The organism is Finegoldia dalianensis (genome assembly GCF_046255015.1).
GTDB lineage: Bacteria > Bacillota > Clostridia > Tissierellales > Peptoniphilaceae > Finegoldia > Finegoldia magna.
In genome coordinates, this window is the sequence record NZ_JBDLBQ010000002.1 from 126,014 (window position 1) to 147,652 (window position 21,639).

21 protein-coding genes are annotated in these 21,639 nt (G+C 34.1%); 9 read left to right on the forward strand and 12 right to left on the reverse strand.

Features of this window, described 5'->3' with window-relative positions; all coding sequences use genetic code 11:
- The first annotated feature begins 60 nt into the window (after nucleotides 1–60).
- Genes ybaK through ABDJ34_RS03080 form a run of 3 tightly spaced genes read left to right on the forward strand, consistent with a single transcriptional unit; the run spans nucleotide 61 to nucleotide 3,141 of the window.
- Entirely contained in the window at nucleotides 61–531 is a 471-nt protein-coding gene (gene ybaK / locus ABDJ34_RS03070) for a Cys-tRNA(Pro) deacylase (RefSeq protein WP_412701325.1), read from the forward strand.
- Between the two features lie 2 nt (nucleotides 532–533).
- Nucleotides 534–1,838: a glutamate--cysteine ligase gene (locus ABDJ34_RS03075; RefSeq protein WP_412701326.1), complete on the forward strand. Its 1,305-nt coding sequence runs from the start codon at nucleotides 534–536 to the stop codon at nucleotides 1,836–1,838.
- Nucleotides 1,831–3,141: a glutathionylspermidine synthase gene (locus tag ABDJ34_RS03080; protein ID WP_412701327.1), complete on the forward strand. Its 1,311-nt coding sequence runs from the start codon at nucleotides 1,831–1,833 to the stop codon at nucleotides 3,139–3,141. Before ABDJ34_RS03075 ends, ABDJ34_RS03080 begins: the two co-directional genes overlap by 8 nt.
- A gap of 111 nt (nucleotides 3,142–3,252) precedes the next feature.
- Here the strand turns inward: ABDJ34_RS03080 and ABDJ34_RS03085 are convergent, their stop codons facing one another.
- From ABDJ34_RS03085 to ABDJ34_RS03095, 3 genes are all read right to left on the reverse strand, one after another.
- A complete protein-coding gene (locus ABDJ34_RS03085) occupies nucleotides 3,253–3,513 on the reverse strand; it encodes a type II toxin-antitoxin system RelE family toxin (RefSeq protein WP_002838725.1) in 261 nt (86 codons plus the stop codon).
- Nucleotides 3,510–3,728: a type II toxin-antitoxin system RelB family antitoxin gene (relB, locus tag ABDJ34_RS03090; RefSeq protein WP_002838701.1), complete on the reverse strand. Its 219-nt coding sequence runs from the start codon at nucleotides 3,726–3,728 to the stop codon at nucleotides 3,510–3,512. Before relB ends, ABDJ34_RS03085 begins: the two co-directional genes overlap by 4 nt.
- Nucleotides 3,729–3,843: 115 nt before the next feature.
- Nucleotides 3,844–4,101, reverse strand: coding sequence for a type II toxin-antitoxin system Phd/YefM family antitoxin (locus ABDJ34_RS03095; protein ID WP_412701328.1), 258 nt, complete (start codon nucleotides 4,099–4,101; stop codon nucleotides 3,844–3,846).
- A 103-nt stretch (nucleotides 4,102–4,204) separates the two neighbouring features.
- On the opposite strand from ABDJ34_RS03095, the gene ABDJ34_RS03100 reads away from it, so the two are divergent.
- Nucleotides 4,205–4,582 carry a type II toxin-antitoxin system HicB family antitoxin gene (locus ABDJ34_RS03100; RefSeq protein ID WP_412701329.1) on the forward strand — a complete coding sequence of 126 codons (378 nt, stop codon included), beginning with the start codon at nucleotides 4,205–4,207 and terminating at the stop codon, nucleotides 4,580–4,582.
- Between the two features lie 44 nt (nucleotides 4,583–4,626).
- Here the strand turns inward: ABDJ34_RS03100 and ABDJ34_RS03105 are convergent, their stop codons facing one another.
- Nucleotides 4,627–6,198 carry an ABC transporter transmembrane domain-containing protein gene (locus ABDJ34_RS03105; RefSeq protein ID WP_412701330.1) on the reverse strand — a complete coding sequence of 524 codons (1,572 nt, stop codon included), beginning with the start codon at nucleotides 6,196–6,198 and terminating at the stop codon, nucleotides 4,627–4,629.
- 208 nt (nucleotides 6,199–6,406) lie between these two features.
- Here ABDJ34_RS03105 and ABDJ34_RS03110 point away from each other — a divergent pair, with 208 nt between their 5' ends.
- Complete coding sequence (locus tag ABDJ34_RS03110; protein ID WP_094206434.1) at nucleotides 6,407–6,826, forward strand: deoxycytidylate deaminase; 420 nt, start codon at nucleotides 6,407–6,409, stop codon at nucleotides 6,824–6,826.
- A gap of 11 nt (nucleotides 6,827–6,837) precedes the next feature.
- Complete coding sequence (locus ABDJ34_RS03115) at nucleotides 6,838–10,257, forward strand: pyruvate carboxylase (RefSeq protein WP_412701331.1); 3,420 nt, start codon at nucleotides 6,838–6,840, stop codon at nucleotides 10,255–10,257.
- A 35-nt stretch (nucleotides 10,258–10,292) separates the two neighbouring features.
- On the opposite strand, the gene ABDJ34_RS03120 is transcribed toward ABDJ34_RS03115, so the two are convergent.
- Nucleotides 10,293–10,697, reverse strand: coding sequence for a DUF3139 domain-containing protein (locus tag ABDJ34_RS03120; RefSeq protein WP_412701332.1), 405 nt, complete (start codon nucleotides 10,695–10,697; stop codon nucleotides 10,293–10,295).
- Nucleotides 10,698–10,827: 130 nt separating this feature from the next.
- On the opposite strand from ABDJ34_RS03120, the gene ABDJ34_RS03125 reads away from it, so the two are divergent.
- Nucleotides 10,828–11,070, forward strand: coding sequence for an AbrB/MazE/SpoVT family DNA-binding domain-containing protein (locus tag ABDJ34_RS03125; RefSeq protein WP_412701333.1), 243 nt, complete (start codon nucleotides 10,828–10,830; stop codon nucleotides 11,068–11,070).
- 102 nt (nucleotides 11,071–11,172) lie between these two features.
- Entirely contained in the window at nucleotides 11,173–11,580 is a 408-nt protein-coding gene (locus ABDJ34_RS03130; protein WP_412701334.1) for a DUF3139 domain-containing protein, read from the forward strand.
- A 15-nt stretch (nucleotides 11,581–11,595) separates the two neighbouring features.
- Here the strand turns inward: ABDJ34_RS03130 and ABDJ34_RS03135 are convergent, their stop codons facing one another.
- The 6 genes from ABDJ34_RS03135 to ABDJ34_RS03160 all read right to left on the reverse strand — a co-directional run bounded on the left by ABDJ34_RS03135 (nucleotide 11,596) and on the right by ABDJ34_RS03160 (nucleotide 20,437).
- Nucleotides 11,596–12,102, reverse strand: a complete 507-nt coding sequence (locus ABDJ34_RS03135; RefSeq protein ID WP_412701335.1) for a thioredoxin domain-containing protein — start codon at nucleotides 12,100–12,102, stop codon at nucleotides 11,596–11,598.
- Between the two features lie 104 nt (nucleotides 12,103–12,206).
- On the reverse strand, nucleotides 12,207–12,551 hold the full coding sequence (locus ABDJ34_RS03140; protein WP_094225224.1) for a hypothetical protein: 345 nt from the start codon (nucleotides 12,549–12,551) through the stop codon (nucleotides 12,207–12,209).
- A gap of 64 nt (nucleotides 12,552–12,615) precedes the next feature.
- Complete coding sequence (locus tag ABDJ34_RS03145; protein ID WP_412701336.1) at nucleotides 12,616–13,305, reverse strand: hypothetical protein; 690 nt, start codon at nucleotides 13,303–13,305, stop codon at nucleotides 12,616–12,618.
- Nucleotides 13,302–17,570 carry an FMN-binding protein gene (locus ABDJ34_RS03150; protein ID WP_412701337.1) on the reverse strand — a complete coding sequence of 1,423 codons (4,269 nt, stop codon included), beginning with the start codon at nucleotides 17,568–17,570 and terminating at the stop codon, nucleotides 13,302–13,304. The genes ABDJ34_RS03145 and ABDJ34_RS03150 overlap by 4 nt, the downstream gene beginning before the upstream one ends.
- 244 nt (nucleotides 17,571–17,814) lie before the next feature.
- Nucleotides 17,815–18,768, reverse strand: a complete 954-nt coding sequence (locus ABDJ34_RS03155) for a ketopantoate reductase family protein (RefSeq protein ID WP_353316678.1) — start codon at nucleotides 18,766–18,768, stop codon at nucleotides 17,815–17,817.
- A gap of 19 nt (nucleotides 18,769–18,787) precedes the next feature.
- On the reverse strand, nucleotides 18,788–20,437 hold the full coding sequence (locus tag ABDJ34_RS03160; protein WP_412701338.1) for a putative manganese-dependent inorganic diphosphatase: 1,650 nt from the start codon (nucleotides 20,435–20,437) through the stop codon (nucleotides 18,788–18,790).
- Between the two features lie 164 nt (nucleotides 20,438–20,601).
- On the opposite strand from ABDJ34_RS03160, the gene ABDJ34_RS03165 reads away from it, so the two are divergent.
- Nucleotides 20,602–21,123: a cysteine hydrolase family protein gene (locus ABDJ34_RS03165; RefSeq protein ID WP_412701339.1), complete on the forward strand. Its 522-nt coding sequence runs from the start codon at nucleotides 20,602–20,604 to the stop codon at nucleotides 21,121–21,123.
- Between the two features lie 36 nt (nucleotides 21,124–21,159).
- On the opposite strand, the gene ABDJ34_RS03170 is transcribed toward ABDJ34_RS03165, so the two are convergent.
- Nucleotides 21,160–21,612 carry an alpha-tubulin N-acetyltransferase gene (locus ABDJ34_RS03170; protein ID WP_412701340.1) on the reverse strand — a complete coding sequence of 151 codons (453 nt, stop codon included), beginning with the start codon at nucleotides 21,610–21,612 and terminating at the stop codon, nucleotides 21,160–21,162.
- Nucleotides 21,613–21,639: the final 27 nt, after the last annotated feature.

The window sequence follows — 21,639 nt, forward strand, 5'->3', positions numbered from 1 at the left end:
TTTTATAAATCCACAAAATTTTCACTTGTAGTATAATATTAATAATGAAAGGATGTTTTTATGAAAAAAACTAACGCAATGAGAATGCTCGACAAAGAAAAAATTGGGTATAAATATATAGAATACTCTGTAGGAGACGATGTAAGCGGAGAAAATGTCGCTAACAAATTAAATGAGGATGAAGCTTACGTGTTCAAAACACTTGTTACAGTTTCCAACACGAACGAAAATTTCGTGTTCGTTGTTGCTGTAAAAGACGAGCTTGACCTGAAAAAGTGTGCGAAAATAGCCGGAGTGAAAAAGCTTGAAATGATTCACGTAAAGGATTTGTTGAAAACTACGGGCTACATAAGAGGCGGTTGCTCTCCTATCGGAATGAAAACAAAATTTAAGACTTTTATAGACGAAAGTTGTGAAAATAAAGAATATATCTACGTGTCTGGCGGCAAAATCGGAGCGCAAATCAAAATCGCTCCCGAAGATTTGATAAAAATTTGTGATATTACTGTAGCAAACATTAAAAAGGAGTAAAAATGGATTACGAAAAACAGCTTAAAGCTGTAATTAACTACATTAAAAGCGGAGAAAAATTAAAGGAAGAATTCACTGTCGGAATGGAGATGGAACATTTCATCATAGACAAAGATACTTTGAAGACTGTGTCGTATTTCGGTGAAGACGGAGTCGGCGAAACTCTCAGAGAACTTCACGAAGGAGGATGTGTCGCTTATAAGGAAGGAGAATACATTCTTGGACTTGAAAATGATGATTTGGCAGTGTCGACAGAACCTGGAAGCCAATTCGAAGTTGCTTTGTCATCTAAGTGGAACATAGATGAATTAAAAGACATTTACTTAAAAAACATGAGAAAATTGGTGAATGTTTTCGACAAGAAAAACCAAGCTATGGTGACTTTGGGATATCATCCTGTGACTAAAATCGATGAGATTAAAATCTTGCCTAAAAAAAGATACGATTTTATGTACAAGTATTTTAACGAAAGAGGAGACATGGCTCACAATATGATGAAGGGCACTTGTTCTTTACAATGCAGCATCGACTATTCATCCGAAGAAGATTTCGTTAAGAAATACAAAATTGCAAACTGTTTGTCTCCAGTATTCTACACTTTATTCGACAACGCATACATTTTCGAAGGAAATCCTGCAAAAAGTCGTAACATGAGAGAAATTATTTGGGAAAACACAGACACTGACAGATCCGGCATGTATCCTTTTAGTTTCGACGATGATTTGAGCTACAAAAAATACGCCGAAAATATTTTGAACACGCCGTTGATTTTCTCAATTGACGAAAACAACGAACAATACTATGTTGGAGGAAAAACTTTCAAGGAAGTATTTGAAGACGTTAGGGATACTGATATGATTTTCCACGCATTATCCATAGTATTTCCAGATGTAAGGGCAAAACGATACATCGAAATCAGAATGATGGACGAAATCAAATATCCACTTAATTTCTCAGCAGTTGCGCTAATCAAAGGATTGTTCTACGACGATACTAACTTGGACAAATTATCTGAGCTATTCAAAAATATGACATATGAATCTTGCATGAAAGCAAAACTAGATGCACGTGAAAAAGGACTAAACGCATCATTTATGAATGTAAACATGTTAGAATTTTGCAAAATGCTTGTGGACATGGCAAAGGCAGGACTTCCTGCAAATGAAATCGGCTATCTTATTCCACTAGAAGAAATGTTGGAAAAAGGAATGAATCCTAGGGATCAGTTTGAGAAAATTTACAAGGAAAAAGGACTTCGTGAAGCTGTAGTTGCAAACGAAATTAAATTGGAGGATTTAGATGTTTAATGACGAATATTCATTAGAATTATATAAAATAGTACGTGAAGACGAGGATATGTATTATAGGGATTTCGTGGATTTTATCGCCAAAACAAAAGTTTCTAAGGCGATTTATCACGGAGAACCAATCCCTATGACCTACCAAGGACTTTTCTACAACAAAAAGAACCGCTCAGATTTTGTATATATTTCAAATATTTTGATGAGCATGACTGACAAAATCACCAAAGAATTTGTGGAAAATCCCGAATATCGTAAAATATTCCAATTGGATCCAGCAATTGAAGAACTTGTACTTCACGATCCAGGATACGATGTGCCCGTTCCAATCTGTCGCTATGACGTGTTCTACGATGGAGTAAACTACATGCTTTGCGAACTTAACACAGACGGATCATCTGCGATGAACGAAGACAACACACTAGGACAACTTCTTCTTCAAACAAAAGCTATGCAAAAATTCATGGAGAAACACGACGTTGAAAATGTCGATATGTTCACTCCATGGGTTTGGGAAACAGCTGATATGTACAAAAAATACGTATCCGATAAGAAACCAAACATTGCAATCGTGGATAATTTGGAAGTGGGAACTCCGAACGAATTTGACGAATTCAAAAGAGTATACGAAGAAAATGGATTCAACTGCGAAATCATCGACATCAGAGATTTGGAATACAAAAACGGCAAATTGTGCCACGGGGATTACGTAATAGATTTGGTTTACAGAAGAATTGTAACATTGGAATTGTTGAAAATAAAAGATCAAATCAAACCATTCTTAGACGCTTACATGGACAATGCATTCTTCATGGTGGGATCATTCAGATCACAATTGATGCACTCCAAGCTTATTTTTGAAATCTTCAGAGACGAACAAACACAAGCTTTGTTGAATAATGAAGAAAAGAAATTCATCGACGAACACGTTCCATTCACGAAAAAAATCGAAGAACGTGATGCTTACGAAATCATAATGAACAAAGATAAATACATCTTCAAACCAATTGACGGCTACGCATCACTTGGAATATACGTAGGAAGTGAAATGAGAGAAGAAGAATTGCAAGAAAAACTTCCAGAATTTATCCGCACAGGCTACGTCTTCCAAGAATATTACGATATGAATAAGTGCGAGTTCTTGGAATTCGAAGAAAAATCTCCTGTACTCAACAAATTCACACAAGTTGTGGGACTGTTCATCTACAACAAACACTTCGTAGCCCCTTACACACGAATCGGAAAAGATAACGTCGTAAGTGGCGCCAGAAAATATTATACAGCACCTAACTTGTTCATAAATGAGTAATAAAAGCCACATTGTGTGGCTTTTTTTGGTGTGTAGGGAATATGATTCTTTAATTTTTGCAAATAAAAAAGTTATTTGTAGAATTAAAGCTCGTACTACAAATAACTTTTTTCAACATTTATATATATTTTTCCTATGATCGACTTCTACAACGCAGATTATTAATTTATCGTCATCAATCTCGCAAATAATTCTGTAGTTCGACACTCTGTATCGCCAAAATCCTCTCAAATTGGCTGACAACGCCTTACCTCTTGCACGTGGCTCTTCTAATTGACCTACTTTCTCCATATAATGAATAATCATTTTTTGAATAGGCTTATCGAGTTTTTTCAAGGATTTTAGTGATTTTTCTGAATAAATAACCCTCATATACCCAGCTCTTTTTTTACCTCATCATTACTGTAAAATTTCATTTGGTCTTTGTTTAGAAGATACTCATTAATTATTTTTTCATCATACTCTTGTTCGATTTTTTCCAATAATGATTCTCTTGCCCAGTCGGATAAAGTTTTGTTTTTTTCTTTTGAAACATTTGTGAAAAGTTCCTTATCCGATTCGCTCAATCTAATCGTTATAGTAGCCATAAAATCACTCCTTTTATTGTGTTACATCGTAACATAATTGTAGTATAAATCTTTTACTTAGTCAAGCCTACAGCTTACGATCCCATCATTTTGTTGTGGCTTTTTTGGTGAAAGATTAGAAATTATTCCAATTAATTTCATCCTCAAGTACACAATCATCTATTTTTGTATGTAATCCTTCTATTATTTTTTCTTTTTCTTGTGAATTTGAATATATTCTTAAAGTTTCCATTATCGCATTGTAATCTGACTCACTAAGCACGACCACATTTCCAATTTCTGTAGTAACTTTTAGCTGTTCATTTGATTTTATTAATTCATCAATCATTTCGGATAAATTATCCCTGAAATTTTTTGCAGTTGTGATTTTCATTACCTCAACTCCTTCTATTTTTATTATATCCTATATTATTCTAATAAAATGCTGGACTTTTATGCGCATTATGCGTATCATTAAAGCATAAGGAGGTTAGACGATGTTAAAATCATATCCTGCTATTTTTCATAAAGAAGAAGACTCTTATTGGGTGGAATTTCCAGAGTTTGGCGGTGGAACTGAAGGAGATAATATCGAAGAAGCAATGGTGAATGCTCATCAAATGTTAGAAAGCGTGTTGGCTACTTTTATTGATGAAGATATTCCACTTCCTAAACCAAGTGATATTACGAAAATAAAAGTCGAAGACGGATTTACGTCAATGATTCAAGTTGATCCCACACCATTTATCAAAAACAACAAAACCATCAGAAAAAATGTTACAGTCCCTGAATGGTTGGTTAGACTTTGTGATCGCCAAAATATCAATTATTCTGAAGTTTTGACCTCAGCTCTTGAAAAGAAAATCAACGCATAATTTTTTAAATATTTTTATTTCTCTAAGCCACATTGTGTGGCTTTTTACTTCTCAAATACCAATTTTTTATCTTTTAATTTTGCTTGTAAAGGAAATTTACGCGCAATTTCTTGATTATGTGATATATATATTAATGATAAGTTTTCTAAATTAAGCAAATTATCAATGATTAAATTTAAATCATTCAAATCTATATTTGAAATTCCTTCGTCAATTATAAGAGTTCTCTTTCCCTTATACAGTGCTCTTGCTAATTCTACTCTTTGCTTTTCTCCATAAGAAAGATTATTTAGACTACCATTATATGGCGCTTCATGTGGATCTATAAGGCAAATATCAAGCACTTTATGATATTTCTTTGCATTAAAATCAGAATCTAAAACTATATTATCTTCTAAGTCGCCTTGGAAAATATATGGTTCAGGAGGAATATAGGCACCATTATAATATTTTAATTGTCCAAAATTTATGTCTCCATTATCTGCAGTTTGATTTCCTATAATAATATCAACCAATGTTGATTTCCCCGACCCAGACTTACCAATAATAGATACTTTGTCACAATCTTTTATTTTAAATTCTATATCATTCAAAATAATATTGTCATTAAAACTTACAGAAATATCTCTCATATTTATTTCTGTTGACAATTCATCTTTTTCACTAAAAGTTTTTAAATTAATAACTTCATTAATTCTTTCAGATGAAATCTTTGCTGCTGCAAAATTAAAGTTAAGCTCATTTAATTCTTCCAATGAAGTTATCATCTTTGTTAAGTAATCTAAATATGCAATTATTGAACCTATTGTAAATAATTTATCCACCGTCATTAAGCTTCCCATTAATAAGACTATAAATGGCATCAAATATAGTAGATAATTTATAGTAATTTTACCAGTATTTCTCATTACGCCCAGCTTAATATTTGAATCTCTTTTATCTACAATAGATTTATCATAAATTTTATAACTATATTTTTCGTATGAATTTATTTTTATCGAAACTATCCTATTCATTAAAGATATCAATGTGTTTCTGGAATCCGATAATGTCTTGATGTAAATTTTAGAAAGTTCATGTATCTTTTTCTTAAAGAAATTCGTAAATAAAAAATAAATTATTACAAACGAAAAGATTACTAATGATATTCTCAATGATATATAAACTAGCATCGCTAGAGATATAATTGTCACAATTATGTTTCTAAGTGCATTTACAATAACGTCTATTAAAAACACAGACATATTCTTAATATCATCTTCTGTTCTAGTAATTAAATCTCCCACTTCATATTCTTTTGTGTCACTCAACTTTGAAAAAAATATATGATAAAATATATCTCCCCTAACATCTCTTACTATCTTACAGTTTGTTGTATAGAAAATTTTATTATGTATCCATTCAAATATATGACTTACCGTATGCAATGAAATGATGAGCAATATAGTATTTATTATTGCTTTATAATTTTTGATAGCTATATACTCATCAATAATTTTCATTTTTAATATTGGAATTAGCATTGTTAAAAGTGGTGAAATTATAAGAAATATAAGTCCGATTAGAATTGTCTTTATATATTTTGTTGAATGTTTTAATATTATATTATTTTTCATTTTTTCCCTTTCAATAATCTGAATAATAGAAGAATTTTATTTATTGTTCTTATTTTAATTAAACGTTTATTAAAATAATACTTGTATTGAATATACCATTTATTACTTTTACTGTCTATTTATTCAAATGATGTTTCAGTTTTGATTTTTTTGCTTTTATGATAATATTAAAGGTAAAGAAATTTTTTAATGATGATGAGAGGTCAATATGAGAAAATCTTGGAATGAATATTTTATGGATTTGGCATTGAATGTTGCGACACGTAGCACTTGTGACAGGGCGTTTGTTGGTTGTGTGTTGGTGAATTCTGACAACAGGATTGTATCGACAGGTTATAATGGTGCTATTAGTGGCAATCCTCACTGCGACGAGGTTGGTCACACTTTGCGTGACGGACATTGTATTGCTACGATTCACGCGGAGATGAATGCTTTGTTGTATTGTGCGAAAGAAGGAATTGCTGTGAAGGGTTGTATTTGTTATGTGACTCATTTTCCTTGTTTGAACTGCACGAAATCTTTGATTCAAGCAGGAATTAGCAAGATTTATTATCACGAAGCTTATCGTGTGGATGAGTATGCGATTGAATTGTTAGACCGAAATAATATTGAATATATCCAAATTTAAAGAGGTGTAATATGGATAAAATAAAAAAACTTCTAGTGGCAAACCGTGGCGAGATTGCTATAAGAATTTTCAGAGCTTGTAGTGAGCTTGGAATAAGAAGCGTTGCGATTTATAGCGAAGAGGACAAGACTTCCCTTTTCAGAACGAAGGCTGACGAATCGTATTTGATAAAGGATGCGGCATCTCCTTTGTCGAGCTATTTAGATATCGAAAAAATCATTGCGATTGCAAAATCCAAACACTGCGATGCGATTCATCCTGGATATGGGTTTTTGAGTGAAAATGCAGAATTTGCGAGACGTTGCAAGGAAAACGGAATAATTTTCGTGGGTCCTGACGAATCAGTTCTACATAGTTTAGGTGACAAGGTCCAATCGAAGTTAGTTGCCAAAAAAGCTGGCGTACAAACTATCGAGGGCGTGGAAACTCCTATCAGAAATAAAAATGAAGCATTAGAAATCGCAAACCAAATCGGCTATCCAGTTATGGTAAAAGCATGTGCTGGTGGTGGCGGACGTGGAATGAGAATTGTAGAAAAGGAATCTGATTTGATGAGTTCTTTCGTCAGCGCACAAAACGAATCCAAGAAAGCTTTCGGATCAGACGATATGTTTATCGAAAAATACATCCGCAATCCAAAACACATTGAGGTGCAAATCATAGCCGACAATCACGGAAATATTCTTCATTTATACGAGAGAGATTGTTCCATTCAAAGACGTCACCAAAAGGTTGTGGAATTTGCTCCTGCATTTTCGATTTCAGACAAAACGAAGGACGAACTTCACAACGATGCCATCAAAATCTGCAAGGAAGTTGGCTACACAAATGCCGGTACTGTGGAGTTTTTGGTTGACGAAGACGAAAACCACTATTTTATCGAAGTAAACCCAAGAGTTCAAGTAGAACACACAGTTAGTGAACTTATCACTGGAATAGATATCGTTCAAACTCAAATTCTGATAGCAGACGGCAAAAGTTTTGATTCAGATGAGATAGGAATTTATTCACAAGACGATGTTCACTGCAACGGTTACGCAATTCAATGCCGTATCACGACAGAAGATCCTGCGAATAATTTCATGCCTGATACTGGTAAGATTGATTTGTATCGTACAAGTTCCGGATTTGGAGTGAGACTTGACGGTGGAAATGGATTCACAGGCTCAGTAATCACGCCATATTACGATTCGCTTTTGGTTAAAATCACTGCCTTCTCCAGAACATTCAACGACACAATCAACAAAGCAATCCGTGCTTTAAGAGAAACGAAAATCAGCGGTGTGAAGACAAATATCGGCTTCATCATCAATGTTCTAAACACAGAAGAATTCCACAAGGGAACTTGTGATACGGGATTTATCTCCAAAAACCCTGAACTTTTCGACATCAAACCATCAACTGATAAGGAATTAAAGGTGTTGAACTTCATCAGTGAACGCTCCATTAATAACGACAAAAAAGATTACAACATTCCACAAATTCCAGAATTTACCAAGACAAATTCTACAGGAACTAAGGATATTTTCGAAGAAAAAGGTGCCAAGGGACTTAGCGATTGGATTTTGAACCAAGATAAACTTCTAATCACAGACACAACCCTAAGAGATGCGCACCAATCATTGATGGCGACACGAATGAGAACAAGAGATATGCTTCCTATCGCAGAAGCTACCAATGAATTAATGAAGGACTTGTTCAGTTTGGAAATGTGGGGTGGCGCAACATTTGATGTAAGCTACAGATTTTTGAAGGAAGATCCTTGGATTAGACTACAAGAACTTCGCAAAAGAATCCCGAACATTTTATTCCAAATGTTACTTCGTGGAAACAACACCGTAGGATACAAAAATTATCCAGATAATGTCGTGGTAAAATTCGTACAAAAAGCCGCAGAAAACGGAATCGACGTGTTCAGAGTATTCGATTCTCTAAACTACATCGACGGAATGAGACTTGCGTGTGACAGCGTACTTGAACAAGGAAAAATCTTGGAAGCAACACTTTGCTACACAGGTGACATTTTGGACGAAACAAGAGACAAATATTCACTAGACTATTATGTCAAAAAAGCAAAGGAACTAGAATCAATCGGTGCAAATATTATAGCAATCAAAGACATGAGCGCATTGTTAAAACCATACGCCGCAACGAAGCTAATTTCAGCATTGAAAAACGAAGTCTCTGTTCCAATTCATTTGCACACACACGACACCACAGGAAACGGAGTCGCTACAATAATCAACGCTTGTGAATCCGGAGTTGACATCGTGGACACTTGCTTTAACTCAATGAGTTCACTCACAAGCCAACCTGCACTCAACTCAGTAGTCGCAGCTCTTGAAAACACGCCACGTCAAACGGGAATCAGCCTTTCAAACTGTGACAAAATCAGCAACTACTACAAAGACGTTCGCTCATACTACTCACAATTCGAAAGCGATTTGAAAAGTGGTACAACAGAAATTTATCGCTACGAAATTCCTGGTGGACAATATTCCAACCTCAAACCACAAGTAGAATCGTTCGGCCTTGGAGAAAAATTCGACGAAGTAAAATTAATGTACAAAAAAGTCAACGACATGCTTGGCGACATCATCAAAGTTACACCATCATCCAAAATGGTCGGAGACATGGCTATATTCATGGTGGCAAATGGGCTCACTCCTGAAAACATCTACGAAAAAGGCAAAAACCTCGACTACCCAGACTCAGTAATATCATTTTTCAAAGGAATGATGGGACAACCTGAAGGTGGATTCAACGAAAAATTACAAAAAATCGTCCTAAAAGATGAAAAGCCAATCACAAAAAGAGCGGGACTTTACATCGACCCATTTGATTTCGAAAAAGACAAGAAAGAATTATCTGACAAATACAAAATGGAATTCGACGAAAAAGACATCGTATCACACGCACTTTATCCAAAAGTATTCGAAGAATACATCGACTACCGAAAAACAAAAGGCAACTTCACTTACATGGACACTCCGACATTCTTCGAAGGAATAAACGAAAAAGAAACAGTCGAAGTCCCAATAGAAGAAGGCAAAATCCTCATCATCAAACTTATCGAAAAAGGAAGATTGGAAAAAGACGGCTACAGAAACTTCACTTACGAAGTCAACGGAAACAGACGTGAAGTAAAAGTGTTCGATGAATCTGCGAAAATCACTGAACGTGAAGAAGACAACCTATCAGTAGCAGATCCTAACAACGACAAAGAAATCGGAGCATCAATTCCAGGAAGAGTCGTAAAAGTTCTAGTCAAAGAAAACGACAAAGTATCAGTCAACGACCCATTGGTAGTAGTGGAAGCCATGAAAATGGAAACCAACATACTATCCAAATCAGAAGGAATTGTAAAATCAATCCTAATCAAAGAAAATGACACCATCGACACAGACCAACTTCTTATAGTTTTGGAATAAAAAATGGATTGTAGAGTCAAATCTACAATCCATTTTTATTTTTTGAAATAGTAAATGCTTTCTTTAAGTGGTTTATATTTTAATGTAGCAACTTCCTCGTCACTAATATACTTGTACACATCATCATATTCTTTCTTACTAATGTTCAATAACATGTTATCTTTTTTCAAATTATATCCATATTCAAACCTATAATTTTCCATATCTTTTAACACAACCCAATAAACATAATCGTCCGTTTTTGTGGATCTGAAAGCCCTCACACTTTTGATATCACTTCTTGGGATTTTCTGCATATCCATGTACTTATACATCCTGTCAAAACCAATGTGTCTGTGTACAGGATATTTTATAATTAAATTGATACAAAATATAATCAGACCTGCCCATAAAACTAGTTTCAATATTTTTCTGAAGTTTGTTTTTGTTGTTTTTTGCATCTGTATATCTCCTTCTTGTTTGTATTATAATTATACTATATTTTTGATGGAGGAATATCAAATGACATTCAAAAATTTTTAAAAAAGGTATATACTAGATGCATTAATGACTTAACGTTTAGGGGGATTTATGAAAACCAAATTATATAGGTGTGAAGATTCTCATTTGTTGCAAATTCCAGGGTCGATTTTGGATGTTTTAAATTGGAAAGATGATGATATTTTGGATTTAAAAATTAAAGATAATAAACTAATAATCGAAAATTCTTCTGATGATGAAATAAATATTGAAGATTTGTTTGAGGATTTTAATGGCAAATATTCAAAAGAAGATATTGATTGGGGAAAAATTACAGGAAAAGAAGTATGGTAAGTTAACAATTTTAATAAATAAAATAATAGAAAAAAATATTTTCATACCTTCGATTCCTTTGTATTTTATAGTATAATAATCTCAAAGAGAGGGGCGTTATATATGAAAAAGAAAAAGTTTTCAATAGTCAAAATACTACTAATATGTCTTGTGGTCTTTGTAGCTATAAAATGGATTATAGCTGTCCCTGTTCAAAGACATTACGGATACAAAAAGTTGTACAAATACATGGAAGTTCAAGGGATAAAAAAAGATAACATAAAAGAGATAAAAGCGATAAAAGATTATATAAAAGGAAACCAAGTATACAGAGTGCAGATAAAAGATCCTGCGGGTTTTACTCTCGTTTATACCTACGACGATTACCCAAATCCTGGTAAAATTAGATTAGATTCTATCGAATTCCAATCAAAAGATGATTATAAGAGTCTGAGCCCTAAAGAAAGACAAAAATTTAAATATCCTCCTCTCGATGATGATTGGGAAACTAAAACAACAAGCCATAACTAACGTTATGGCTTTGACTTATTTCTTATCAAAAAACTTTTGTAATTCTTCTGGTGTAGTCCCCACTTTGTCGTCGATGTTCATTCTATCGGTGATTTTTCCGTCTTTAACTCGAAACACTGCTGGAACTGTTTTGAGGTCGTTATCAGTTCTGAATTTCTTCAAATCTTCTGGAGATTTCTTGATTCCAGCGACGCTATCTATGTAGTAGATTTCATATTTGGATACGAATGGTTTGAATATTTTTGAAAACTTCTGACAATCTGGGCAAGTTTTTCTTCCAAGATACACTGTGATTTCTTTTCCGGCACTCACTTCATCAAGTTCTGCAACTTTGATTTCCTTGACGCCTTTGATGTTTTGTTCGTACTCTTCGATTTTCTTTTGTTTGTCTTCTTCTGTGGTTACGTTTTTTGATTCAACTCCTGTGGCTTTTTTTGTAGGCTTATCTTGTTTTTGGTTGCAACTTGCAAATAATACCAACATAAAGCTCACGCAAACGATTAATTTGAATTTGTTTTTCATATATTCCCTCCTGTTTTTATTTTATTTTATAATATTTACTGGTAATAATCAATCTGTATGATTATAGACAGCAAAACCACCAACTATTGTTGGTGGCCGTTGTTTTAGTAATTCAATTTTGTTTGTTTTTTGCGTTGTTTTAAGATATTTCTAATGGTTATTATTGCACTTACTGCCATCAATACTAATGCCAATAACCATCCGTACAAGCAGAAATTCACAAGCATTGTGTCATCTGCACCCATTCCATCGTGTAGCAAAGTTATTGTGAAGTTCATGCACAACATTGCAAATGATATTGCTATTTGAAATACACTTGTTACGATTCCTAGCAAATGATCGTCTTTGCGTTTTAATGATAAGTAGATACCGAAAACGCTAAGGATTAGAAATATCGCTGTGACTACAGCATAATTTCTCGTAATTTCGTAAATTTCTTGTTCTGACATGATATATGTTCCTTTCTTATTTGATAGTTACATTATATCATAATTATTATACAAACAAACTAAATTATCTCTGTTTTTGTGATTTTTTCTTCTTGTAAAATGATTTTCTGAGTCTCAATATCACATAACTCATAAAAATAATCGTGTATATGATAACTCCAGAGAGGTGTGCTTTCCAATCATTTGAATAAAGTACCATTACATGCACATAAATTCCAATGAAAAAAGGATACGCCATTCTTTGAAGTTTCTTCCAGTTTTTTGCGTTCATTTTTCTTCGAACTGATTTGAATGATGTCACGAAAAGTGGAATCAGCATCAACAATAAAAATATTGTTATTATTGATGCGATTAGTTCTCTTTGTGGCAAGGATGAAGGATTTGTGAATAGCACTGGAAAATAGTGTATTCCAAATATTATGTTGTGGCTTATCACCAACAAACTTCCTATGATAGACATTTCTCCACGAATGCTCATCAGTTTTTTTGAAAAATCATTGTGTTTTGTAACGGTCCCTAAGAACATTACTATCATGAATGTTGCCGTTGCAAATATTCCTCTAGAGAATATTTTCATGAAATAATCGTTGAACCAAGTTGGAAAATATCTGTAGTAACCCATGTTGTAATAACACACAACTAGTCCCGTCCACGCATACATTCCCAAATAATATGCCCCCGGATGTTTTTTTATCGATTGGGCTGTTAAGCTATAAAATATTATAGTGAAAAGTATTCCTATTATTAAAGTCATCTAATCTCCTCCTTCAAGTTTTCCAAATTCTTTTGTTTTTCATCTTGTGTTTTAGTGTCGATATTCAAATCAGTTTTATCGTTGTTTTTTTCATTTTTGGGTTGAGATTTTTCTGACTTTTTATCTGAAGAATCTTTTACAGGTTCTTTTTCATTGTCTTTTTCTTCTACAACAGGTTTCTCGATTTTGATAAACACATAAGATTTTGATATTTCTTGTGTTTTTCTAAGTTTAAATATTATGTTAACTCTAAATTGTCCTACTTTTGTATAATCAGGTTCTTTTTCAAGCGTTACTTCTACCGATCCATCTTGTGGAATGTTGGAGAATTTCTTTTTGAAATCTTCTATGGTTGGTTTTGTTCCGTTGACTATTATTGGTGACGCTCCATTTCTTTGCGGTGTGAATTTTTCTCCATGGTCTAAGTCATCATCATCTGATATCCCGTCACGGTCTTTGTCACGGTACAACCAATATGTCAATGTTCTCACTAATATTTTTCCGTTTTTTTCGGCTTTTAATTTTAGTGTGATTGTTTTGAATCCACTTCCATCTTCTGGCCAGCCTTCTGCACTTACTTGTGGTGTTCCTGTTATCGTCGTCCCGTCAAATGATAATCCTTGTGGCAATCCGTCTATTTTGGCGATTATTTTCGCGTCCTTATCCAAGCTTGTCACTGTCGCTGGTCTGATTGGTTTTCCTTCGATCCATTTTTGTCCGTTGGAATCCATCAAGCTCGTGTCAATTACTTTTTGATCAACAGGGATTTCTTGTTTTGTTTCTTGTTCAGCTTTTTTGTCGACTGGTTTTTTCACTATTACCATCACATAGCTTTTTCCAACTTCTTTTATTCCTTTGACTTTGAAAATCAGATTAACTCGTTGTGGAAGTTCACTTACTTTTGTATAATCAGGTTCTTTTTCAACTATTACTTCTACCGATCCATCTTGTGGGATGTTGGAGAATTTCTTTTTGAAATCTTCTATTGTAGGTCTTGTTCCGTTGACTATTATTGGCTGTGCTCCATTTCTTTGTGGTGTGAATTTTTCTCCTTTATCCACATCATCGTCGTCTGATATTCCGTCACGGTCTTTGTCACGATACAACCAATATGTCAATGTTCTCACTAATATTTTGCCGTTTTTCTCTGCTTTTAATTTTAGTGTGATTGTTTTGAATCCACTTCCATCTTCTGGCCAACCTTCTGCGCTTACTTGTGGCGTTCCTGTTATTGTCGTTCCGTCAAATGATAATCCTTGTGGCAATCCATCTATTTTCGCTATTATTTTCGCGTCTTTATCAAGACTTGTAACTGTCGCCGGTCTGATTGGTTTTCCTTCGATCCATTTTTGTCCGTTAGAATCCATCAAGCTTGTGTCGATTACTTTTTGATCTACAGGGATTTCTTCTTTTGTTTCTTGTTCTTTTTCTTGTGGGTTTTCTTTTTCTTTGTCTTCGACAAGTTTCTTGTCCGATTCATTTCCCGACAATTTGAATGTTACAAATATTACGCTTGGCAAGTTCGGATTGTCTTTCGATACGAGATGATAGTTCGCTTGAGTGTTGTTGATTGCAGCGTTTGATGTTGTATATTCGTATCTTTTGTTGTTTTTCGATACTGCGCGAATTTTTACTTTCGAAAATTCAAATGACGTTGGTGCATCAATTATTTGTCTGTCTGCGATGTTGTTTGTATTTTCAAAATCTTTTGATGCATTTTCCAATCTGTACCATTTGATTCCGTCAACGCTGTATTCCAATCCTACGATATAATCCTTGCTGTAGTTTCCGATTAGAATTCTGAACTCATCGTATGACAATGATTTTTCGTGAACAACTTTTGCTTTGATTACGTTTGTATCGGAATATTTTGACAAATCATTCGTAATCGCGTTGCCCTTATCATCTGTAATTGAAATTCCATTGGCTTGAAAATCTGTCCAGCCGATTTTTTCGGATGAACCGTCTTTTTTGATAACAATAATCTTCATTTCAGAAAAATCTGCTGCATCGTTTTTGTTCACTTCAATTGTTTTGTTTTTAGGTGATATAATCTTGATTTCTTTGACATCTGAATTATTCTTGTAATCATTTGACGATTTTGCTGTCGCTTCTCTTGTCGATTGTGCGATTCCACTTGCGCTCACAGTCGCACCAGATATACTGTCAAACATTTCTTTTGAGTTGTATTTGTCTGACATGTATGCTTTTACGGCTCTTGAAAGTAGTGTCAAATCAGATTCTGTTTTAATGTTGTTTCCAGAAAGTCCATTCAAAAGTGTACTGTATTGTTTTCCAAATAATTCTTCTACTTTTGATTTTGGATCTTTGCTGTTTCTAATTTGTTCGAAATACTCGCGGTATAATCCCATTTTTGCAAGATTTAATCGTCCTTCTTTTCCTTTTAAGAACGATAAAACTTTCTCAGCTTTTTTTCTAAATGGCCCCATGTCGTCTCCGTATTCCGAATCTTTACCTACTTTGATGTCGGATATTTCACCATTTTCAACTTTGATGTAGGTCTTAGTTTTCCTTGTGTTGATGTAACCAATGCCCCATCCACTATACTCTCCATCTCTCAATGGATTATCATTGTAGTATTTTTTCAAAGCGTCGTCAATTTTTTGTGGGTCATTCTTGTCCGTTTCTGGCTTGTCTTTATTTGATTTTTCCTTTTCCGGTTGTTTATTGTCTGGTTGTTCGCTGTTTTCTTTTTCTGGTTTTTGATTAGATTCGTTTGGCGCTACTCCTGCTTTGGACAATGCGTTGTTGACTGCATTTATAATTCCTCTGCTTGAATATGTCGCTTGTGATACTGTGTCCACCGTTTTTCCAGGTTTTCCAAGAATTCTTGAAACTACAGACATTGCTTTTGCAAAATATGGTGCATCATCACTATGAGATAATATTTCCACATTTGTAATTGATCCATTGGCTATTGTAACTCTAACTGTGATTGGTCCACTGAATCCTTGTGCAACTCCTGTGTATTGACCGTCTTTTAGTTTTGCGTCATTTATTTTACTGCTGTTATTCGTTTTTGAATTATTTTCTGGGTTGTTTTGTGGTTTTTTGTTATTCTCTTTTTCTTGGTTTTTATTTCCTGAAGATTTTTCTTTAGAATTTTTTGATTTTTCTTTGGATATGTTTGGTGCTACTCCTGCTTTGGACAATGCGTTGTTGACTGCATTTATAATTCCTCTACTTGAATATGTCGCTTGTGATACTGTGTCCACTGATTTCCCAGGTTTTCCAAGAATTTTCGAAATCACACGAGAAGCTCTTTGGAAATATGGATTATCATCGTGATGAGATAATATTTCTATTTTCGCAATGGATCCTTCTTTTACAGTAACTCTTACTTTGATTGGCCCGTTGAAACCTTGTGCAGCTCCTATATACTGACCATCTTTTATTTGTTTGCTTCCTACGGAAATTTTTCCGACAAGATTTCTGATGCTTTTCTTGCCTGATTTTGCGTTTGGATTTACTTTTGAAATCTTCGCTTTTTCTTTGGAACCTGCTTGTGCCAACGCTTTGGATACTGCTTGTTTGATTGCGTTTGAAGATATTGTAGCACCTGCAACAGAATCCACATTCACACTTCCTGTGCTTAGAATTCTGTCGATCACAGAAGATGCTCTGTTAAAATAAGACGGCGTTTCGTTATTTGAAATCACGTCAATATTTGTCAATTTGCCGTTTTTTACTGTGACCCTTACCGATAATCTTCCACCATAACCATTGGAACTTGCTTCGTACACTCCATCTTTTAGTCCTTTTGTGGCTACATTTGGTGTATTATGTTTTTGTGTTTTTTCTGCTAGTTTTGGTGCTTCTTTTTTTGAACCAGCTTTATGTAGCGCATCATTTACAGCATTTTTAATCGCTTCAGATGAAATCGTCGCTCCTGAAATCGAGTCCACATCGGTGTTTCCTTTTTCCAAAATCTGCGCAATAATTACAGATGCTTTTTCGTAATATTCAGGTGTTTCATTGTTTGTTACGACATTAATCGCCGACAACTCTCCATTTTTTATTTTAATTTTGACCTTGAAATCTCCACCGTATCCCTGACTATTTCCTTCGTATTCTCCATCCTTTAATCCCTCTACATTACTACCAGATGCTATTTGTGTTTTGTTGTTTATAGCGTAATTTATCTTGTGTTTTTTATTATAAGAAATAATAGAAAACGCCATCGCAACTGTTACTAATGTAGCAAGAGTAAAAGATAAATATTTTTTTAATTTATCTCTCTCCATATTTTTCCTTTCTATAAGAAATTTATACTAATATTTTCCAACTTATTAACTATTCATCAGCTCACAAATGGTTTTGATTATCAGTATCGCTTTTTTATTATAAAAAAATTTCTTAAGAAACGCAATACTTTTTCTAAATAAATTTAATGTTCTTTTATTTGCTTTTTTATTTTAGCAAACAAAAACCACCAATAAAATTGGATATTTCCAAAATTATTGGTGGCAATAATTGTCGTATTTTATTTTACAAACTAAACATATTGTCGTAGTTGTTCATTTGAACCATTGCTAATCTGTAGATTGTTTCATTAACTGGTGCTTCTAGTCCAAGTTTTTTCGCTTGTCTTACGATAGCTCCATTTAAGAATTCTGCTTCAGTTTTTCTGTGTTTTTGTGTATCTTGTGCTGCAGATGGCAATATGTCTCCGTATTCTTCGAATGCATCTGTGACGTATTTTCTGAAAAGTTTGTCGCCGTCGAAATTGTAGCCCAATTTGTCAGTAACAGCTATGAATTCGTCTGAGATAGCCTTTAATATTGCTACGGAGTTTTCGTCAGTTCTAGTGTATTTTGTGGACAAATGCATTACTGCACAAGGTAGGTTGTAGATTGCGTTGATGTATAATTTTCTCCACATAATTCTGTCTACATCTGGGTTTAATTCTGTTTTGATGTCGTTCATGCTGAATGTTTTTTCGATTTCGTGGAACAATTTATCGTCGTGGTTTTCATTGATAGCGCCAAATATTACGTTGGTTTTTTCGCTGTCGTATCCTGCACTGATAACTCCTGGTTCTTCGATAGATGCAGAGATGAACATAATTCCTTGTGCGATGTTTTCTTCTTTGATGTATTTTTTCAAAATGTCGACGTTGCCGATACCATTTTGAAGTGTCATTACGACTGTTTTGTCGCCTACGATGTTCATATTTTCCGTCAAAATCTTTTCTGTGTCGTATCCTTTTACAAGAATTACAACGACATCTTGAACTTCCAAATTTTCTGAAGATGTGTTTGCAGATGTTACTTTTACTGTGCTTTCGCCGCCAGTTCTGTCGATAATTCTGATTCCATCTTTTCTAATTTTTTCCATGTGAGCTTCGTATGGATCTACTAAATTGACTTCGTTACCAGGAGATTCGATTGCTTTTGCAAGCATACAACCCATTGCTCCTGCCCCTAAAATTGTAATTTTCAATTTATCTCTCCCTTTCAAATTAATTCTCTTGGATATATTTTAACACAGCTTGGTTAAGTTTTGGGATCATTTGTTTTTTTCTTGAAAGAAGTCCCTTTGCCAAGAATGAATTGTTGTCGATTTTAGTATCGAAGGCTCCTGCTAATTGTTCTTGGAACATTCCAGAAACCAAAACTTCGCTTTCTTCTCTGAAGATATCTGTAAGAATTAGTACAAATGTAGCTTCTTTCTTGTCGTTTCTAATTTTGTTCATTTCTTCAAGTAAACTGTCTTTGATTTTGCCAAGATTATCCAAATCCATGGAGAAGATTTGTGCTACTCTACAAGTGTATGATTCGATGTTGAATGTCTTCACATCAGTGTTTAACAAATCTGCTGGTGATTTTCCTTCTAATGATGTTCCTGCTTTGAACATTTCCATCGCAAATTCTTCCGGGTTGATGTTGGCGATTTTTGCCATTCTATCCAAAATCATTCTGTCTGTTTCAGTTGCGGTTGGTGATCTGAACAATAATGTATCGGAAATTATCGCTGAACACAACAATCCCGCAGTTTGTCTTGTAGGAACAATTCCTTTTTCCAAGAACATTTTGGAAAGAATTGTACATGTTGATCCAACAGGTTCGTTTCTGAAATAAACTGGGTTTTGTGTAGCGACATTTGCAACTCTGTGGTGGTCGATGATTTCTGTGATGTCGCAGCATTCCATATCATCAACTGATTGGTTTCTTTCGTTGTGATCCACCAAGATTAGCTTTTTCTTTTCTTCATTGATAACGTGATATCTGGAAATATTTCCCACAACTTTGTTTTGATTGTCGACTACTGGATATGATCTGTATCTTGTCTTGGACATTGTGTTTTTCACATCTTCAACAGTGTCAGTCAATGTGAAATTAACTACATCATCTCTTGTCATAACGTAATTTACAGGCACAGATTGTGGAAGAAGACGTGCTGCCATGTATGTTTGAAACTCTGTAGAAATTACAATGATGTCTTTTTGTTTTGCTTTTTCTATCAATTCATCTGATAATTTGTTGCCACCAGTAAGTATAATCATGGACACATTCTTGTCTATCGCATCTACTTGTGAATCTTCTCTATTACCCAAAATCACGATGTCATTTTCTTCCAAATACTTTGCCATTTGTTTTGGATCCATAGCTCCTACAACCATTTTGCCCGACAATGCTCTGTCTTCTGCTGGGATATTCAAAATATTTGCGCTCAAAACATCGATGATGTTTTCAACAGGAGTATTTGAATGAGAAAGGATTTGGTCATCCCACACATCCATGTAGCATTTTGTAATGTCTGACAAAGACACAACTCCTAGAAGTCTTTCTTCGATGTCGATTACAGGCAAACTAGCGACCTTTTTTTCTTGCATCAAATTCATCGCCTTGTACAGACTTGCATGTTGCGATACGCACATTGCAGCATCAAAGCTTATGTCTTTGATTTGTGGCTTCATGGAATCCATGAAAGTTGGAGCTTCTACTCCGAAATAATCCAACACGAATTGAGTTTCCCTGCTAACATCGCCAAGTCTTATCGCTTCGACGTTCTCTTCTCCAGTTCTTTTTTTCAATTCTTGATAAGCCAACGCCGCACAGATCGAATCCGTATCCGGGTTTTTGTGACCAGTTATATATATTTTATCCATATTTTCTCCTTCATAAAAATCAACCAAACATTATTTTTCTGCCGATTGACTGTTTAATTTTATTTTCCTAACCTTTATGATTATATACCAATCTTTTGATAATTTAAACACTTATTGTAAAAAATTTTGTATTTGAGATATAATGATTTAAAGGAGAGAGAAAAATGAACAAACTTTTAATCGTAGTAGATTTTCAAAATGATTTCGTAGACGGAGCATTGGGCTTTGACGATGCATCCAAATTAGAAGACAAAATCTGTGACAGAATCAAAAAAGCAAGAGAAGACAATGAACAAATCATCTTCACATTTGATACACACGAAGAAAATTATTTGAACACACAAGAAGGCAAATTCCTCCCAGTAGAACATTGTATCAAAGGAAGTAACGGACACAAATTGTACGGAAAAGTTGCAGAATTAGTAGAAAAAGAAGACATATTAATCGAAAAACCAACATTTGGTAGCATTGAACTTTGTGATTACTTAAAAGAACACCAATTCTCAGAAATAGAATTGTGTGGACTTGTGTCCAACATCTGCATACTTTCCAACGCAATACTCTCCAAAACATTCAACCCAGAAGCAACAGTCATAGTCGACAAAAACTTGACTGATAGCTTCGATGAAAAACTAAACAAAGAAACATTCGACATACTCAAAGGAGTACAAGTCGTGGTAAAGTAAAATAGCAGCCATGAGCTGCTATTTTTGTTTGTTATTTTATATTGTCAATATCATACAATAACCTTTATTGGTATTTTTATCATACAAATATAATTTTTTTGTTCCATCTTTTTCAATATACTTATAAAGTATATGCTTTGAATTTTTTAATTTCTCAATATCTGCTTTTAATTCTTGTATTTTATTGTTTTTTTCTTGTTCAGATACCATCATAGTCTCAAAATTGTTATCAAAAATCTGATCGAGTTCGTCATTCTTTTGCTTAAAATCTTTTAGATTATCCTGACTCTTTAATGAAAAAGAATAGATGTCAAACCTATCATTTCCGAAACCTCTATCGCTTATAAATTTTATTGTATAATCTTCAATTGATGAACTCATTTCAGATAAATCACTAATATTCTTATTCGATCTTGCAACATATACTATAGATAACACTACAGAAATAAAAGCAAGCATTAACATTAAAATTATTTTTCTTGTTTTCATAGTAGGTTTTAATTATATACTTAACTG